Here is a 16,097-nt window from a genome sequence, read left to right as displayed (position 1 = left end):
TATTCGCTTGCCCGGCCGGTGACGGCGCCCGTACCCTGGCCCGCATGTCAGCAGGAACGCTGCTCCAGCACGGTCTCTGCGCCATCGCGCGGACCGCCGGCTGGAGCCTTCTTCAGACCCGTCGCCCCCGCGTTCGGCGCCCGGCCCTGGTTTCCCAGGTCTCGCCGCGCGTCTGAGCCCTCAGCGCCGCCGCCCCCTCGGGCCAGGGCCGTCCGTGTCTCCCACACGACCCGGACAGGCCGTCGGCACCGCGTTCCCTGACTCAGCTCCTGACCGTCTCCGACGGTCCTGACAGCAGCCGCCGCCCGGCCTGTCCTCTCCCCCGAGGACGAAGCCCGTGGCCCACCGCCGCAAAACCCTTTCGCAGAACTTCCTGTACGACACCGCCGCGCTCCGCCAGATCGTGCGGACCGCCGAGCTGCGCCCGAGCGACCTGGTCGTCGAGCCCGGCGCGGGGGAAGGCACCCTGACCCGGGTGCTGGCCCGCACCGCGCGCCAGGTCATCGCCTATGAGCTGGACCCCGCGCTGGCCGCCCGCCTCCCGCGCCGCATGCGCGCCGAGCGCAACGTGCGGGTGATCCACGCCGACTTCCTGACCGCCCATCCGCCTCGAACGCCCTTCGCGGTGGTCGGCAACGTCCCCTACTCCCGCACCACGGACATCGTGCGCTGGTGTCTGGCGGCGCGGGAGCTGACCTCCGCGACCCTCGTCACCCAGCTCGAATTCGCCCGCCGGCGCACCGGCGACTTCGGCACCTGGCCGCTGCTGACGGTCACGAGCTGGCCGGAACACGCCTGGCACCTGGGGCCGCGCCTCCGCCGCCAGTTGTTCACCCCGGTGCCGCGGACGGACTCCGCGGTGCTGCACATCACCCGCCGCCCGGCGCCGCTGCTGCCCCGCCGCGACCTCGGCGCCTTCCGGGCGCTGGTGACCGAGGGCTTCACCGGCGCGGGCGGCTCGCTGCGCGCCACGCTCGCGCGCCATCACCGCACCTCCCGGGTGCGGGAGGCGCTGCGCGCGGCGCGCGTCCCGGACGACGCGCCGGTGGGGTTCGTCTCGCCCGACCAGTGGCTGACCGTGTTCCGCCACCTGCACCGGGGCCGTTCCCCGGTGTCCTAGGGCCTGTATCGAGTTCCCGCCCGCCCGCCAAGCGTGTGGCGGGCGGCGGACCGCGGCGCGGCCGGGGCGTGTCCGGACCGATGACTTCCGGTCGGCGGCGGAGTCTGTACCCACGACCGACCGACCGGAGGGCATCACCGTGTTCAAGAACACCAAGGCGTTCAGCGGCTTCTCGGTGGACGACATCGCGAAGGCCAAGCAGTTCTACGGCGAGACGCTCGGTCTCGACGTCTCCGAGGACGAGGAGGGCATGCTCATCCTCCACATCGCCGGAGACCGGGACACGCTCGTCTACTCCAAGCCGAACCACACCCCCGCCTCCTGCACCCTGCTCAACTTCCCCGTCGACGACATCGAGGCCGCCGTGGACGAACTCGCCGCGCGCGGCGTCACGTTCGAGCGCTACGACGGGGCCGACGAGCGGGGCATCCACCGGGGTCAGGGCGGCCCGCCCATCGCGTGGTTCAAGGACCCCGCGGGGAACTTCCTCTCCGTGCTGGTGACGGACTGAGCCGGCCCGCCGGCGCTACTCCTCCTCGGCCCCATCGGCGGGCAGGTCGCCGGGCACGCGCAGGGCGAGCATCGCGATGTCGTCCGCGCCGCCCGGCGGCATCCGCTCCAGGATCTGCTCGCAGAACTCGTCCAGCGGGTGCCGGGCCAGCGCCATGGCGTGGCGCCGCAGCCGGTTCAGCCCGGTGTCCAGGTCGCTGCTGGCGACCTCGACCAGCCCGTCCGTGAACAGCAGCAGGGTGGAGCCGGGCGGCAGCCGTTCCTCCCCGTCCTCACGCGGGGCGTGCGCGCCCAGCCGCGCGCCCAGCAACAGCCCCTGTCCCTGCTCCAGATACTGCGCGCGCCCCTCGGCGGCGACCAGCAGCGGCGGGGGGTGGCCCGCGCTGGCCCACACCATCTGCCAGGCCTCCCCCTCCTCGCCCGGGACCTGCTCGATCCGGGCGAGGGCGAGCGTGGCCATCTGCACATCGGTGATCGCCGACATGGCCTCGTCGAGCCGCCCGACGATCACGCTCGGCGTCTCGCTGCGGTCCCACGCCAGGGCCCGCAGCATGTTGCGCAGCTCGGCCATTCCGGCGGCGGCCGACAGGTCGTGGCCGACGACGTCCCCGATGGCCAGGGCGATGTCGCCGTCCGGCAGCACCAGCGCGTCGTACCAGTCGCCGCCGACCTGGGAGCCGCGCGGCGCGGGCTGGTAGCGGGCGGCCAGCTCCAGCGGGGCGATGTCGGGCAGCGACGGCAGCAGATTGCGCTGCATGGTCGCGGCGATGTCGCGCTGTCGCTCGAACAGCCGGGCGTTGTCGATGGCCAGCCCGGCGCGGCGCCCGATGTCCCGGATCAGCGGCAGCTCGTCCGGGCGGAAGGGCCGGTCCGGATCGGTGCGGGCGACGGTGAGCGCGCCCAGCACCTGGCGGGGCGTGCTCAGCGGAACGACCGCCGCGGACGTCGCGCCCAACGCGTGCAGGAACGTCGTGTGCACCACCGCCAGCGGGCTGTCCGGCGGCGCGGCGATCTCCTCGGGACCGAGCAGCACCGCCTCGCTGCCGCGCAGCACCCGCACCAGCACCGAACGGGACGTCTCGGGGATCTCGGAGAGCACGTCCTGCCCGCCCTCCCGGCCCACGTCCCGGCCCTGCGGCCCGACGACGGCCACCCGCCGCACCTCGCCGTCGCCCATGCGCAGGTCCACCGCCGCCCAGTCGGCCAGCCGTGGGACGAGGAGCCGCCCGAGCCGGTTGAGCGCCTCCTCGGCCTCCAGCGTCTGGGTGAGCACCTCGGTGATCTCGCCCACCAGGGTGAGCCGCTGGGCCAGGTCCTCCATGGCGGCCAGATGGGCGGCCTGGTGGTCCTGGGCCTGCCGCTGATCGGTGGACTCCGCGAAGAGGGTCACCACGCCCAGCGTGCGCTCGCCGGACTCGATCGGCGCGCCCGTCCAGCTCACCGGCAGCAGGCTGCCGTCGCCGCGCAGGAAGCTGTCGGTCTCGACGCGCACCATCTGGCCGTGCTCGACGACCGCCAACAGCGGGCACTCGGCGCGCGGCGCCATCGTTCCGTTGGCGCGGCGGTGCAGCAGGTCGTGGAAGTCCTTGCCCAGCACGGTGCGGGCGGGACGGCCGAGCACCTCCTCGGCGTGCGGGTTGGCCGCGGTGATCTGGGCCGCCTGGTCGGTGAGGATCATGCCGGCGCCGAGGTTGTCGAATACCGCCCGCAGCACCTCTGGCTCCGCCGACAGGAACTCCGCCATGTCTCTCGCCGCCTTCGCTCGGCCCGCGGGTCGTGGATGCTCCTGCTACCCATTCACCGGCAGCGACGCCCGCTCCGCAACCGCCGCGCCGCCCGTGGGCCGCGGCCGAACGGGCGCGCCCCGGAATTGTCAGAGGGACGTGCCACCATGCGACGTCATGGACGCCTCCCGGCTCGCCACCCTGCTCGGGCCGCCGCCCGACGACCCCGTGCCCGTCGACTGGCACGCCGTCGAGTCCTGGCTCGGCCTGCGCCTGCCCGCCGACTACAAGGTGCTGGCCACCGCCTACGGCCCGCTGGACATCGGGGACCACCTCTGGCTGCACACCCCCTGCGCCCAGGACGGCCGCTTCGACTACGGCACCTGGCTGCGCACCACGCACCGGCAGTGCCGCATAGCCTCCCGGGACGCCCCGCCGAACGACCCCCCGCCCTTCCACCCGGCGCCCGGCGGGCTGCTGGCGTTCGGCATGACCCGGTCCGGCAGCCACCTGTTCTGGGACACCGGCGCCTGCGCCGACCCCGACCGCTGGCCGGTCGTCCTCTTCCACGAGGACGCCGCCGACCGCCGCGTCAACCCGTGGCAGGGGTACGGGACCGGGCTGTTCGACACGCTCGCCACCGCACTGCGCACCGGGCTGCCGCTGCCCGGCGGCGGCACCCTGGGTCCGCTGCCGCCCACCGCGCGCCGCACCGCGTTCCTGCCCGGGCCCGCGCCCTGGCGCCCGCCCGTGCCCGCCGTCGAGGCGGTCCCGGTGGAGCGGCGGCGCGCGGCCGTCACCGAGGGCAGCGGCCTGGCGGCCCTGCGGCTGCTCACGCCCCCGCCCGCGCAGCCGTATCTGGGCGCGGGCGCCTGGCCCGCGCTGTTCGCGCAGTTGGGCACCCGGCTGCCCATCGACTACATCGCCCTGCTGGAGCGGTACGGGGCGGGCTGCTGGATGGGATGGCTGCGCTTCCTCACCCCATTGCGCCCGCCCGACGCCGGCTTCGTCCGGCACATCGCCCGGACGCTCAGCGCCTACCGCACCCTGCGCGACGCCGCCCCCGGCTGCTTCCCGCTGCCGCTCTGGCCGGCCCCGGGCGGCTTCCTCCCCTGCGCCAACACGATCGACGGCGACCAGCTCGGCTGGCTCACCCGGGGCGCGCCCGACGACTGGCCGGTCATCGTCTGGCCCCGGCACGCCGGCCAGGGCCCGCCGCTGCCCGGCACCCTGACGGACGTCCTGCTGGCCTGGCTGCGCGGCCAACTGTCCACCGAGGGTCTGCCCGGGCTGGACAGGGACGACGACCCGCTGGAGTTCGCCGTTTTCGAGCCCTCGTCGGACGACGGCTACTGGTGATGACGCGGTCGCGCGACCGCCGTGCGGCAGAATGAGCCCGACCCCAGGGGGCAAAAGCCGCGAGACACCACAGAACGGGCGGGACCTCATGGCCATGCACGAGCCGTGGCACCGGCCGATGACCGCCCGGGACAGCACCGAGCGGCACCGGACCGCCACCCCGCTGGAGCTGTTCTTCGACCTGTGCTTCGTGGTCGCCGTGGGCCGGGTCGCCGGCGAGCTGCACCACTCCCTGAGCGCCGGCCATGTCACCGCCGCCGTCCTCAGCTTCCTCGCCGTCTTCTTCGCGACGTGGTGGGCCTGGATGGCGTTCACATGGTTCGCCTCCGCCTACGACACCGACGACGTGCCGTACCGCGTCACCGTCCTGGTCACGATCACCGGCGCCCTCGTCCTGGCCGCCGGCGTGCACCGCGCCTTCGAGGAGCACGACTTCTCGCTGTGCGTGCTGGGCTACACCATCATCCGGCTGGCGCTGATCAGCCTCTGGCTGCGCGTCGCCCACTCCCACCCCGAGGGCCGCGTCACCGCCCACCGGTTCGCCGGCGGGCTGACGCTCGTGCAGGCGCTGTGGATCGGCTGGCTGGCCCTGCCGACCCCCTGGCAGATGCCGCTGTTCCCCGTGATCGCCCTGCTGGACGTCGCCCTCCCGGTCTGGGCCGAGCGCGCCCACCCCACCCCCTGGCACCCGCACCACATTGCCGAGCGCTACGGGCTGTTCACGATCATCGTGCTCGGCGAGTCCGTGCTCGCCGCCACCACCGCGACCCGCACGGCCGTGGACGCCCACCGCACGGGCCCCGAGCTGCTCGGTGTCGCGGCCGGCGGCCTGCTCACGGTGTTCGCCATGTGGTGGCTGTACTTCGCCAAGCCCGCGGAGCGCTTCCTCGTCTCCACCCGGGCCGGCTTCCTCTGGGGCTACGGCCACTACCTCGTCTTCGGCGCGGCCGCGGCGGTCGGCGCGGGCATCGCGGTCAACCTCGACTTCGTGACGCACCACTCGTCCCTCGCGCACCCGGCCGCCGCCGCGGCGGTCACCGTGCCCGTCGCCGTCTACGTGCTCGCGCTGTGGCTGCTGCACCTCCGCCCGCACCACGTCGGCCGCGGACACGCGCTCCTCTTCCCCACCGCCGCGCTGCTGGTACTGGCCGCCACCGCCACCCCGGCGCCCGTCCTGCTCACCGGCGTGACCCTCGCCGCCCTGGTGGCGGCCGGCACGGCTCTGGCGCGCTGAACGGAGATCACAGCTCGGCGACTGCCCCACCGGAATCCCACCATCCGGGCGATACTGGCCGTATGCCGACGACCGCCGTCCCGTCCCGATCGGAACTGATCGCCCATCTCCTGCACACCCGGATCGCGGGCGAGGTCGCCACCCCCCGGGAGAACAACCTGGCGCACTACCGGGAACTGGCCAACGGCAACCGCTACTTCTGGCTCGGCCTGGAGCTCGGCGACCGGTGGGCGGACGAGCAGGACGTGCTCGCGGTGATGGCCGAGCGCTGCGGCGTCGACGAGGACCCCGAGCACCGGCAGGGCCAGGACACCATCGACCCCGAGCTGACCGTGGACGCCCTGGACCGCGCGGCGACCGTGCTGCGCAAGGCGGTGCTCGCCCGCAGCCGGGTGCTGGTGGCCACCGGCCACCCCGGCGGCCTGCTGGACGTGCACGCGCAGACCGCCGCCGCGCTCGCCGCCGCCGGCTGCGAGCTGGTCCGCGTCCCGCTCGGCCTGACGGCGGACGAGGGCGTGGTGGCCCAGCTCGCCGGCGTCGCCATGTACGAACGCGGCGCGACGCTGTGGCACACGCACTCGCCGCAGCCCATGGCGGAGATCCTGAAGGCGCTGCCCCAGGAGGGCGAGCCGCTGCCGGACCTGGTGATCGCCGACCACGGCTGGGCGGGCTGCGCGGCGCAGTACGGCATCGACACCATCGGCTACGCCGACTGCAACGACCCGGCCCTCTTCGTCGGCGAGGCCGAGGGCACGCTGTCGGTGTGCGTCCCGCTGGACGACCACGTCGTCAACCCGCGTTACTACGAGCCGCTGACCGCCTACCTGCTGGATGCCGCCGGGCTGGCCGGCGCATGAGAACGGGCCGCCGCCCGCGCCCGCTGGACCCCCTGCTCCCCCGGGGCCTCCCGCTGCCCACGCCCGCGCCCGGCGACGTCCTGCTGTCCGTGCCCGGCGCCGAGGGCCTCTACCGCCGCCGGCGGCCCGACCCCGAGTCGTTCGACGCGAGTTGGTGCGCCGCCGACCGGCACGAACTGCACGCCCGCGTCACGGGCGAGGACCGCGCCACCGCGCTCGACGCGCTGCTGCTCGCCTGGCGCGAGCGCGTCATCGCCTGGCCGCCGGGCAGCGACGCCGAGGCCGTGTTCACCTGGCCCAGCCGCGACACCGCGCTGACGCCGGTGCTTCTCGCCCACGGCCTGGTGCCGCAGCGCGTCGCCGCGGTCCGCCCCGCCGGCCGGACCGTCCCCGGCCCGCGGCGCGCCCAGGACGCGCTGATCCGCCCGCTGACGGCCGCCGACCTCGACGAGGCCGCGGGCCTGTGGCTCGAAGGGCTGCGCTGGGACGCCCAGTTCGGCTCCTGCGTCGTGCGCCCGTCCTCCGTGCGGAACATCCGGGAACGCCTGACCGCCACGATCTGCTGGGTGGCCGAGACGAACGGCGGGATCGCGGGCCTGCTGGCGGTGGACGACCCGGCCCGCACAGCGTGGGCGGCCGGGCTGGTCACCACCCGCCGCGCCGGCTATCTCACGTGCCTGGTCGTGGCCGCCCCGCACCGCGGCACCGGCCTCGGCACGGCGCTGGTCGCCACGGCCCACACGGCGCTGGAGGAGGCGGGCTGCACGGCGACGCTCCTGCACTACGCCGCGCTGAACCCCCTCTCCGCGCCCTTCTGGCACCGCTGCGGCTACCGCCCCCTGTGGACGACCTGGACCCGCCGCCACGCGTGACCGCCGCCGCCCGGCCCGCGGCGCGTCAGCGCGGGACGCGCATCAGCCCCTCCTGGATGACCGAAACGGCCAGCCGGCCGTCGCGGGTGTACATCCGGCCCCGGGCCAGGCCCCGGCCGGACTGGGAGGTCGGGGAGTCCGTGTCGTACAGCAGCCACTCGTCCGCCCGGAACGGCCGGTGGAACCACATGGCGTGGTCCAGGCTGGCGCCCACCGTGTCCCCGGTCATCCAGCCGCCGCGCCCGTGCGCCAGCAGCACCGAGTCCAGCAGCGTCATGTCGGAGACGTAGGTGCCCAGGCACAGGTGCAGCACCGGGTTGTCGTACTCCCCCGCCAGCTTGCCGTTGACCCGGAACCACACCTGGGCGCGCGGCTCGCGCTGCCGCCCGGCCGTGCCGAACGGCGGCTCGTTCACATACCGCAGATCGATCGCCTTCCGCGCCTCCAACAGCAGCTTCACCACCCCCGGGTCCCAGAACAGGTCGGCGTAGCGCGGCAGCAGCTCGTCCGCCGTCGGCAGCGTCTCCGGGTCCGGCGCGTCCGGCATCGGGTCCTGGTGCTCCAGCCCCTCCTCGGCCTTGGCGAACGACGCGGACAGCGTGAAGATCGGCTGGCCGTGCTGCACGGCCACCACCCGCCGGGTGGCGTACGAACGCCCGTCGCGGATGCGGTCCACCGTGTAGACGATGCGCGAGCCGGGGTCGCCGGCCCGCAGGAAGTAGGAGTGCAGGGAGTGCGGCAGCCGGTCCTCGGGAACGGTCCGGCAGGCCGCGACCAGCGCCTGCGCGGCGACCTGCCCGCCGAAGACCCGGGGGATGACGGAGGCGTGGCTGTCACCGCGGAAGATGTCCCGCTCGATCGGCTCCAGATCGAGCAGGTCGAGCAGGTACTGGAGAGTAGCGTCCATGGGTTCGATTCTCCATGGCCGCCAACCCGCGCCGCGCGGCGCCACCCCACACAGCACGAAGGCCCGGATCCTGATCGGGATCCGGGCCTTCGTTCACAGTAGCGGGGACAGGATTTGAACCTGCGACCTCTGGGTTATGAGCCCAGCGAGCTACCGAGCTGCTCCACCCCGCGTCGTTGTGCTTCAACCTTAACCCCCCGCGCGCACGGGGTGCAAATCAAGACCGGGCGGCGCACTCAGGACAGCGTCCGTAATAGGTCACGGCCACCTCGGAGACGGTGAAGCCGAACCGCTCGCCCTCCGGCAGCGCCCGGAGCGGGTCCTCGGTCAGCCGGACGTCCCGCATCGTGCCGCAGCCCGAGCAGACCAGGTGCTGGTGCGGGTGGTGCGCGTTGGGGTCGTACCGCTTGGCGCGCCCGTCGGTGGTGACCTCCATGACCTCGCCGAGGGCGACCAGTTCGCCCAGGGTGTTGTAGACGGAGGCGCGGGAGATCTCGGGCAGCCGCTCCACGGCGCGGGCGTGCACCTCGTCGGCCGTGTAGTGGACATGCTCGCCATCCAGCACCTCGGCGATGACTCGCCGCTGGGCGGTGAGCCGCCAGCCGCGGTCCCGGAGTCGCTGAAGCAGGTCACTCATGTCTTCCACCCTAGCGCGAGGCCCCTTGCGGGTTGACCGTGTACGGTTCTCGGAGTCGTCTTGACTTGGACTTAGTCCAATATAGGATCTCCTTAGGCAACGGCCAAGCGCCTGCGCCGAAGGAAAGACCTGAAGACCTGAAGGGCGTGACAGGCAAATGACCGACCAGATCACAACGGGACCGCTCACTACGGAGTCCGGGGCTCCGGTCGCGGACAACCAGAACAGCCAGTCCGCCGGCATCGGTGGACCGGTCCTGATCCAGGACCAGCTCCTCATCGAGAAGCTGGCCCACTTCAACCGCGAACGGATCCCGGAGCGGATCGTGCACGCCCGGGGCGCGGGCGCCTACGGCACGTTCACGGTCACCGCCGATGTGACCAAGTACACCCGGGCGAAGTTCCTGTCGGAGATCGGCAAGCAGACCGAGGTCTTCCTGCGCTTCTCCACCGTCGCCGGGAACCTCGGCGCGGCGGACGCGGTGCGTGACCCGCGTGGCTTCGCGCTCAAGTTCTACACGGAAGACGGCAACTACGACCTGGTCGGCAACAACACCCCGGTCTTCTTCATCAAGGACGCGATCAAGTTCCCGGACTTCATCCACACCCAGAAGCGCGACCCGTACACCGGCTCGCAGGAGGCGGACAACGTCTGGGACTTCTGGGGTCTGTCCCCCGAGTCGACGCACCAGGTCACCTGGCTCTTCGGCGACCGCGGCATCCCCGCCTCCTACCGGCACATGAACGGGTACGGCTCGCACACCTTCCAGTGGAACAACGAGGCGGGCGAGGCGTTCTGGGTCAAGTACCACTTCAAGACCGACCAGGGCATCAAGAACCTGACCTCCGAGGAAGCCGCGATCCTGGCCGGCAAGGACCCGGACAGCCACCAGCGGGACCTGCGCACCTCGATCGAGAAGGGTGACTTCCCGACCTGGACCGTTCAGGTTCAGATCATGCCCGTCGCCGAGGCGGCCACGTACCGCTTCAACCCGTTCGACCTGACCAAGGTCTGGCCGCACGCGGACTACCCGCCGATCGAGATCGGCAAGCTGGAGCTCAACCGCAACCCGCAGAACATCTTCGCCGAGGTCGAGCAGTCGATCTTCTCCCCGCACCACTTCGTGCCGGGCATCGGCCCCTCACCGGACAAGATGCTCCAGGGCCGGCTCTTCGCCTACGGCGACGCGCACCGCTACCGCGTGGGCATCAACGCCGACCACCTTCCGGTCAACCGCCCGCACGCCACCGAGGCCCGCACGCACGGCCGCGACGGCCTCGGCTATGACGGCCGGCACGGCGGCGCGAAGAACTATGAGCCCAACAGCTTCGGCGGCCCGGCCCAGACCGACCGCCCGCTGTGGCAGCCGGTCACCGTCTCCGGGCTCACCGGGGAGCACGCCGCGCCCTCGCACGCCGAGGACGACGACTTCGTCCAGGCCGGGAACCTGTACCGGCTGATGCCGGACGACGAGAAGGACCGCCTGATCGCGAACCTGGCCGGCTTCATCGCCCAGGTCTCGCGGGACGACATCGCCGAGCGGGCGATCGAGAACTTCCGCCGGGCGGACGATGACTACGGCAAGCGGCTCCAGGCCGCGGTCCAGGCCCTCCGCGGCTGATCCCGCAAACGCCGCTTGCCGTACACCCCGGAGCGGCCGGACGCCATATGGCTCCGGCCGCTCCGGACTATGCCGCGCCGACAGAACCGACAACGGGCGTCCAGCAGTTGATGATGTCGCGCACGGAGACGATGCCCACCGGTTCGCGCTCGTCGAGCACGACCAGATGCCGGAAACCACCCTGGGCCATGGCAGTCGCGGCGTCCGTCAGCGTCCACTGCGGGGCCGCGAAGACGACGTCGCTGGTGGTGTGCGACCCGGCGCGCTCGGCGTCCGGGTCCTGGCCGCGGCCGACCGAGGCCAGCACGTCGCGTTCGGTGAGGATGCCGATGCCCGAGGTGTCGGGGTCGAGGACAACGGCGGCGCCCACCCGCCGGGCGGACATCAGCCGGGCCGCCTGCCGGAGTGTGTGATCGGGACCGATGGTGAGGACTACGGTGCTCATCGCGTCGCGGACCAGCATGAGATGAGCCACCTCCTGCTCGGAGAGGGAGCTTGCGCAGGGATTCACAAGGGCACAAGCGGGGGAATTCTCATGTTCACATGCCCCCTCCGGCGTCACAAGAGGGCGAGCGGGCGAAAACCGCGCAAACGGGCGCGCGTTACGAACCGAGGTAGCTCAACAACTCTTCGTGCAACAACCCGTTGGACGCCGCCGCGTTTCCGCTGTGCGGCCCGTCCCGGCCGTCGAGCCCGGTGAAACGGCCCCCCGCCTCCTGCACCACGATCGCGTTCGCCGCCATGTCCCACAGCGACAACTCCGGCTCGGCGCAGATGTCCACCGACCCCTCGGCGACCATCATGTAGGACCAGAAGTCGCCATAGGCCCGGGTCCGCCAGCAGGTCCGGGTCAGTTCGAGGAACTTCTCCAGCCGACCGCGCTCCTCCCACCCGCCCATCGACGAGTACGAGAACGACGCGTCGGCCAGCCGGGACACCCCCGACACCCGCAGCCGCGTGGCCGACGTCAGGCTGCGGCCCGTGTACGCGCCCCCGCCCAGCGCCGCCCACCAGCGGCGCTGGAGCGCCGGCGCCGAGACCACCCCGACCACCGGCCGGTCGCCGCCCGCACCCCGCTCCACCAGCGCGATCAGCGTCGCCCACACGGGCACGCCCCGCACATAGTTCTTGGTGCCGTCGATGGGGTCGATGATCCAGCGGCGCGGACCCTGCCCCTCGCTGCCGAACTCCTCGCCCAGCACGGCGTCCCGCGGCCTGGCCCGTTGCAGCGAGGACCGGATCAGCTCCTCGGCGGCCCGGTCCGCCTCGGTCACGGGTGTCAGGTCGGGCTTGGTGTCGACCTTCAGATCCAGCGCCTTGAACCGCTCCATGGTCGCGGAGTCGGCGGCGTCCGCCAGCACATGGGCGAGGCGCAGGTCGTCGTGGTAATCGGGCATGCCCCACAGTATCCGGCACCGCGCGGTGCACACCCGGCCCGGCCCGTGCGGGGCATCTTGACACCCTTCACCGGCGCCTCGATTCTGTGCCGCACCAGGGCGGAGCCGCACCTGGAGGCGAGGAGGCAACGATGCCCACCGCGCGAGAGTCCCTGCTGCGAGCCGCCCGTGACGCGGTCGAGGCGCGCCCCTGGCAGGTCGTCAGGATGGTGGAGGTCGCCGCCGCGGCGGGGGTGTCACGGCAGACGCTGTACAACGAGTTCGGCGACAAGGCGGGGCTCGGCGCCGCGCTGGGGAACCGCCAGATACAGGCGTTCCTGGACGGATTCGGCGCGTTCTTCCGCACCCGGCGGCACGGCCCGCCGGCCGAGGTGCTGGCCGGGGCGCGGGACTGGATCGTGCAGACGGCACGCGCCGACCGCGTGGTCCGCGCCTGCCTCCTCGGCTGCCGCTGCGCCGGCCTGCCGCCGCCGGTCACCGAACCGGCCCAACTGGTGGCCGAGTTGCGCGACCGCGCCCTGCGGGCCCTGGCCGCCGCGGACAACGGCGACGACCTCCCGGCCCGCTGCGAGACGGCGATCCGCCTCGCCCTCTCCGACCTGGTTGCCCCCGAAATACCGAGCCGGCTCTGACCAGGCCGGTGATGCGAGGTGGTGCTCCCCGGTGGATCGACCGGCCCGTCATTTCGCGGCGGTCAGCTCGGCCACCTGCTGTCTCAGCTCCCGCACTTCTGCGGTCAGTTCCGCGATCGCGGCGGTCTGCCGGCCCAACTCGGCGTCGTCCCGCTCGAAGCGCGCGATGAACCAGGCCGCGATGTTGGCCGTGACCACACCGAGCAGGGCGATGCCGGACAGCATCAGCCCCACCGCCAGGACCCGGCCCGGCCCGGTCACCGGAGCGGTGTCCCCATAGCCGACCGTCGTCATCGTGGTGAACGCCCACCACACGGCGTCGCCGAGCGAATGGATGCCGGAGCCCGGCATGTCGCGCTCGACCTCCAGCACGGCCACGGACCCGAACATCAGCAAGCCGGCGCAGGACCCCGCCACGTACGTGGTCACCCGGATCTGCGGTGCCATCCGGGCTCGTTGACCGACCAGCAGCAGGGCGGCGACAAGACGGAGCAGGCGCAGCGGCTGGATCAGCGGCAGCGCCACCGCGACCAGCGCGAGCGGATGGCCGCGCACGAACGCCCACCGGTCCCGCGACAGCAACAGCCGTGTCAGGTAGTCCAGCGCGAACGCGGCCCACACGGCCCACTCGACGCCATGGCACAGGTCGCGAACCCAGCCGGCCGACTCGGGCGCCACCACGGGCACGGCGTAGGCGACCCCGAAGAGGAGGGCCAACGCCAACAGGGGTATTTCCGTGCGGCGTTCCCAGCGCGTACGCGCCGCCTCGGCGAGCCCTGGGCCCTTCGCCACCGGTTCCTTGTCGGTCAACGAATCCATGCCGCGGATCCTAGACAGCGGGCTGCTCGTGCCGCGGTGGACCGGCATGGCGCTCGACGAGCTGCCGCTGGCGGACCTGCCGAACGCCTGCCTGTGGCGCATCGGCCCACGCGGACCACGGCCCGCGCGAACCTGCGTCACGAACTCATGTTTCGCCATTCGCGGACGCCGCGCCTCCGGGCCGCTCGGTCAGTCCCTCGTCGCGCAGCGCCTGGTAACCGCGCAGAACAGCGAGTGCCCGGCGCACGCACGCGGCGATCTGGCCGCCCAGCGGGACGGGAGAGGTGGCGGAGTCGTTCACCGTCACGACGAACTCACCGCCGCCGGTCAGCCGTGCCGACAACGCCTCGCCCGAGCACAGCACCACACCGCGCACCCCGGGCCTGACCCGGTAGCCCCCGGCCGTGGCGAGCAGCGCCCGGGATCCCACGGCACGACTCCAAGCCGCCGTCTCGCCGGGCGCCAGCGAGAGCGTGCCGACCGCCGACGCCGGCCCACAGCGCCGCGGTGCGGCTCAGGGTCGAGCCGCTGACAGGAGCCCGTCCCGATGTACGGGCAGGTGGACCAGGACGGGCAGGCCGAGTTCGGGCTTTCTGCCGTGCGGGCGAATCATCGACGGGCCTGGGTGCGGGTGTACCAGGCGAGGCGCAGTTCGTGGTGGAGGCGGGCGAGTTCCCGGGGGGCGTGGGCGGGGGCCCGGTGGAAGACCTGGCCGTAGCGGGCACGGTCGCCGGGCGGGGGGATTTCTTCGCTCCCGCGCTGCATGGAGCCGTGGAGGAACGACGGTATCCAGCGGGCGGTGTCGTCGTGGAGGCGGAGGGCTATGCGCCAGCGGCCGGAGTGGGTTCCGCCGGTGCGCAGGGCCAGTTCGACCTCGGCGATGTCCTGCCAGGGGACGCGGCGGGTGCGGAAGAAGCCGACAACCGCGACATCTGCGGGGCGCAGGACGACGCCCCGCAGGGCGGCTCGTACGCAGAGTGCGGCCAGGAGGACCATGAAGGCGTAGTTGGCGTACTCCTCGGGGCCGGGGGCGGGGGGATCCGGCTGGAAGGCGGTGCCCGCAACGTCGTACCAGACCATGATCCCCAGCATCAGCAGGGCCCATCCGCAGGCCACCCACCACACCGCGCTGCGCCACCGGTGCCGCAGCCCCTGCTTGTCCCTCATCTCGCTCAAGCCCAACGATGAACCGGACATCAACCCGCAAACCACCCTCTCAGTAGGGGGCGTGGCGGGCGAGGAAGTCCTGCAGTTCCCGGTGACGGAACTGGTAGGTGCCGCCGACCACGCGCATCGGCCCAGCATCGCAGCACCAGTCGGGAATCGCCTGAACGGCTCGAGAGCAAAGGTGAACAGAGGGCCCAAGTACTGCACCGGTGTTCGCAGTACTAGTCGGTACTAGTCGCCCTCGCGGCGCTCCCGCGTGGCCAGCAGGCGGCGCAGCGAGTCCAGTCGCGCCGGCTCCGCGTGGCCCTCGGCGACCCACGCGTCCAGGGCGCAGTCCGGCTCGTCGTGGCTGCACGCCCGGGGGCACTCGGCCGTGCCCGGCTCCAGGTCGGGGAAGGCGTGGATGACGCGGGACGGGTCGACGTGGTGCAGCCCGAACGACCGCACGCCGGGGGTGTCGATGACCCAGCCCGAGGTGCCGGGCAGCGGCAGGGCCAGCGCCGAGACCGTGGTGTGCCGGCCGCGGCCCGTCACCACGTTGACCTCGCCGGTGGCGCGCCGCCGGTCGGCCGGCACCAGCGCGTTCACCAGCGTCGTCTTGCCGACGCCGCTGTGCCCGACGAACGCCGTGACCCGGCCCGCCAGCAGCTCCCGCACCGCCGCCACGGACTCCTCGTCGAACCGCTCGTGGCTGGTCACCACGTGCCGGATGCCCAGCGGCGCGTACGTCTCCAGCAGCGGCCCGGCCGGGGCGAGGTCGGCCTTGGTGAGGATGAGCAGCGGATCGAGCCCGGCGTCGAACGCGGCGACCAGACAGCGGTCGATCAGCCGCGGCCGCGGCTCGGGGTCGGCCAGCGCGGTCACGATGGCGAGCTGGTCGGCGTTGGCGACGACCACCCGCTCGAACGGATCGTCGTCATCGGCCGTGCGCCGGAGCGCGGAACTGCGCTCCTCCACGCGCACCACCCGCGCGAGCGTGTCCTTGCTCCCGGACAGATCGCCGACGACCGCGACCCGGTCGCCGACGACCACGCCCTTGCGGCCCAGCTCCCGCGCCTTCATCGCGGTGACCGTGCGGCCCTCCACCAGACACGTGATCCGCCCCCGGTCCACGGTGACGACGAAGCCCTCCCGCGCGTCCTCGTGGGCGGGCCGCCGGTGCGTGCGCGGCCTGCTCCCCCGGCGGCTGGGCCGGACCCGGACGTCGTCCTCGTCGGTGTGCTTGCCGTACCGGCGCATCG

Annotated in this window: 18 protein-coding genes and 1 tRNA gene; 9 read left to right on the top strand and 10 right to left on the bottom strand. The window is 73.0% G+C overall.

Going from position 1 to position 16,097, the window contains the following annotated elements:
* The first annotated feature begins 44 nt into the window (after positions 1-44).
* The 3 genes from RM590_RS08240 (at position 45) to RM590_RS08230 (ending at position 1,631) form a co-directional block, all read left to right on the top strand.
* Positions 45-176 carry a hypothetical protein gene (locus RM590_RS08240; RefSeq protein WP_311703730.1) on the top strand — a complete coding sequence of 44 codons (132 nt, stop codon included), beginning with the start codon at positions 45-47 and terminating at the stop codon, positions 174-176.
* 161 nt (positions 177-337) lie between these two features.
* Positions 338-1,120, top strand: a complete 783-nt coding sequence (gene erm, locus RM590_RS08235; protein ID WP_311703729.1) for an ErmE/ErmH/ErmO/ErmR family 23S rRNA (adenine(2058)-N(6))-methyltransferase — start codon at positions 338-340, stop codon at positions 1,118-1,120.
* A gap of 139 nt (positions 1,121-1,259) precedes the next feature.
* Complete coding sequence (locus RM590_RS08230; protein ID WP_311703728.1) at positions 1,260-1,631, top strand: VOC family protein; 372 nt, start codon at positions 1,260-1,262, stop codon at positions 1,629-1,631.
* 15 nt (positions 1,632-1,646) lie between these two features.
* Here RM590_RS08230 and RM590_RS08225 read toward each other — a convergent pair whose 3' ends face one another.
* Complete coding sequence (locus tag RM590_RS08225) at positions 1,647-3,374, bottom strand: SpoIIE family protein phosphatase (RefSeq protein ID WP_311703727.1); 1,728 nt, start codon at positions 3,372-3,374, stop codon at positions 1,647-1,649.
* 157 nt (positions 3,375-3,531) lie between these two features.
* Between RM590_RS08225 and RM590_RS08220 the strand changes: the two genes are divergently transcribed.
* From RM590_RS08220 to RM590_RS08205, 4 genes are all read left to right on the top strand, one after another.
* Positions 3,532-4,713, top strand: coding sequence for an SMI1/KNR4 family protein (locus RM590_RS08220; protein WP_311703726.1), 1,182 nt, complete (start codon positions 3,532-3,534; stop codon positions 4,711-4,713).
* An 88-nt stretch (positions 4,714-4,801) separates the two neighbouring features.
* Positions 4,802-5,947: a low temperature requirement protein A gene (locus RM590_RS08215; protein WP_394813821.1), complete on the top strand. Its 1,146-nt coding sequence runs from the start codon at positions 4,802-4,804 to the stop codon at positions 5,945-5,947.
* Positions 5,948-6,009: 62 nt separating this feature from the next.
* Positions 6,010-6,804, top strand: a complete 795-nt coding sequence (locus RM590_RS08210; protein WP_311703724.1) for a phosphatase — start codon at positions 6,010-6,012, stop codon at positions 6,802-6,804.
* Positions 6,801-7,676 carry a GNAT family N-acetyltransferase gene (locus tag RM590_RS08205; RefSeq protein WP_311703723.1) on the top strand — a complete coding sequence of 292 codons (876 nt, stop codon included), beginning with the start codon at positions 6,801-6,803 and terminating at the stop codon, positions 7,674-7,676. The genes RM590_RS08210 and RM590_RS08205 overlap by 4 nt, the downstream gene beginning before the upstream one ends.
* Before the next feature lie 25 nt (positions 7,677-7,701).
* Here RM590_RS08205 and RM590_RS08200 read toward each other — a convergent pair whose 3' ends face one another.
* The 3 genes from RM590_RS08200 to RM590_RS08190 form a co-directional block, all read right to left on the bottom strand.
* Positions 7,702-8,583: an acyl-CoA thioesterase gene (locus tag RM590_RS08200; protein ID WP_311703722.1), complete on the bottom strand. Its 882-nt coding sequence runs from the start codon at positions 8,581-8,583 to the stop codon at positions 7,702-7,704.
* A gap of 99 nt (positions 8,584-8,682) precedes the next feature.
* Positions 8,683-8,756, bottom strand: a tRNA-Met gene (locus RM590_RS08195).
* Positions 8,757-8,800: 44 nt separating this feature from the next.
* The gene (locus RM590_RS08190) at positions 8,801-9,220 is read right to left on the bottom strand and encodes a Fur family transcriptional regulator (protein WP_311703721.1); all 420 of its coding nucleotides are present in this window, start codon (positions 9,218-9,220) and stop codon (positions 8,801-8,803) included.
* Positions 9,221-9,389: 169 nt separating this feature from the next.
* Between RM590_RS08190 and RM590_RS08185 the strand changes: the two genes are divergently transcribed.
* Positions 9,390-10,841 (top strand): catalase, encoded by a 1,452-nt coding sequence (locus RM590_RS08185; protein WP_394813828.1) that lies wholly within the window; start codon positions 9,390-9,392, stop codon positions 10,839-10,841.
* 67 nt (positions 10,842-10,908) lie between these two features.
* On the opposite strand, the gene RM590_RS08180 is transcribed toward RM590_RS08185, so the two are convergent.
* Positions 10,909-11,304 (bottom strand): CBS domain-containing protein, encoded by a 396-nt coding sequence (locus RM590_RS08180; RefSeq protein WP_311703719.1) that lies wholly within the window; start codon positions 11,302-11,304, stop codon positions 10,909-10,911.
* 139 nt (positions 11,305-11,443) lie between these two features.
* The gene (gene hisN / locus RM590_RS08175; protein WP_311703718.1) at positions 11,444-12,238 is read right to left on the bottom strand and encodes a histidinol-phosphatase; all 795 of its coding nucleotides are present in this window, start codon (positions 12,236-12,238) and stop codon (positions 11,444-11,446) included.
* A gap of 131 nt (positions 12,239-12,369) precedes the next feature.
* Between hisN and RM590_RS08170 the strand changes: the two genes are divergently transcribed.
* Entirely contained in the window at positions 12,370-12,870 is a 501-nt protein-coding gene (locus RM590_RS08170; protein ID WP_311703717.1) for a TetR/AcrR family transcriptional regulator, read from the top strand.
* A gap of 48 nt (positions 12,871-12,918) precedes the next feature.
* Here the strand turns inward: RM590_RS08170 and RM590_RS08165 are convergent, their stop codons facing one another.
* The 4 genes from RM590_RS08165 to rsgA form a co-directional block, all read right to left on the bottom strand.
* A complete protein-coding gene (locus RM590_RS08165) occupies positions 12,919-13,689 on the bottom strand; it encodes a potassium channel family protein (protein ID WP_311703716.1) in 771 nt (256 codons plus the stop codon).
* 145 nt (positions 13,690-13,834) lie between these two features.
* Positions 13,835-14,119: a hypothetical protein gene (locus tag RM590_RS08160; RefSeq protein WP_311703848.1), complete on the bottom strand. Its 285-nt coding sequence runs from the start codon at positions 14,117-14,119 to the stop codon at positions 13,835-13,837.
* Between the two features lie 179 nt (positions 14,120-14,298).
* Entirely contained in the window at positions 14,299-14,856 is a 558-nt protein-coding gene (locus RM590_RS08155; protein ID WP_311703841.1) for a PH domain-containing protein, read from the bottom strand.
* Between the two features lie 231 nt (positions 14,857-15,087).
* Positions 15,088-16,095, bottom strand: coding sequence for a ribosome small subunit-dependent GTPase A (gene rsgA, locus RM590_RS08150; protein ID WP_311703715.1), 1,008 nt, complete (start codon positions 16,093-16,095; stop codon positions 15,088-15,090).
* Positions 16,096-16,097 lie beyond the last annotated feature (2 nt).

Source organism: Streptomyces litchfieldiae (genome assembly GCF_031845365.1).
In the GTDB taxonomy this organism is placed as follows: Bacteria; Actinomycetota; Actinomycetes; order Streptomycetales; family Streptomycetaceae; genus Streptomyces; species Streptomyces litchfieldiae.
The sequence above is the reverse complement of the archived record's forward strand: the minus strand, read 5'-3'. Positions and strand labels throughout refer to the sequence as shown.

Coding starts and splice junctions, on each gene's coding strand:
- RM590_RS08155 (WP_311703841.1), bottom strand. CDS start 14,856: ATGAGGGACAAGCAGGGGCTGCGGCACCGGTGGCGCAGCGCGGTGTGG.
- RM590_RS08225 (WP_311703727.1), bottom strand. CDS start 3,374: ATGGCGGAGTTCCTGTCGGCGGAGCCAGAGGTGCTGCGGGCGGTATTC.
- RM590_RS08165 (WP_311703716.1), bottom strand. CDS start 13,689: ATGGATTCGTTGACCGACAAGGAACCGGTGGCGAAGGGCCCAGGGCTC.
- RM590_RS08180 (WP_311703719.1), bottom strand. CDS start 11,304: ATGCTGGTCCGCGACGCGATGAGCACCGTAGTCCTCACCATCGGTCCC.
- RM590_RS08200 (WP_311703722.1), bottom strand. CDS start 8,583: ATGGACGCTACTCTCCAGTACCTGCTCGACCTGCTCGATCTGGAGCCG.
- RM590_RS08240 (WP_311703730.1), top strand. CDS start 45: ATGTCAGCAGGAACGCTGCTCCAGCACGGTCTCTGCGCCATCGCGCGG.
- hisN (WP_311703718.1), bottom strand. CDS start 12,238: ATGCCCGATTACCACGACGACCTGCGCCTCGCCCATGTGCTGGCGGAC.
- RM590_RS08205 (WP_311703723.1), top strand. CDS start 6,801: ATGAGAACGGGCCGCCGCCCGCGCCCGCTGGACCCCCTGCTCCCCCGG.
- RM590_RS08215 (WP_394813821.1), top strand. CDS start 4,802: ATGGCCATGCACGAGCCGTGGCACCGGCCGATGACCGCCCGGGACAGC.
- RM590_RS08220 (WP_311703726.1), top strand. CDS start 3,532: ATGGACGCCTCCCGGCTCGCCACCCTGCTCGGGCCGCCGCCCGACGAC.
- RM590_RS08170 (WP_311703717.1), top strand. CDS start 12,370: ATGCCCACCGCGCGAGAGTCCCTGCTGCGAGCCGCCCGTGACGCGGTC.
- RM590_RS08190 (WP_311703721.1), bottom strand. CDS start 9,220: ATGAGTGACCTGCTTCAGCGACTCCGGGACCGCGGCTGGCGGCTCACC.
- RM590_RS08210 (WP_311703724.1), top strand. CDS start 6,010: ATGCCGACGACCGCCGTCCCGTCCCGATCGGAACTGATCGCCCATCTC.
- rsgA (WP_311703715.1), bottom strand. CDS start 16,095: ATGCGCCGGTACGGCAAGCACACCGACGAGGACGACGTCCGGGTCCGG.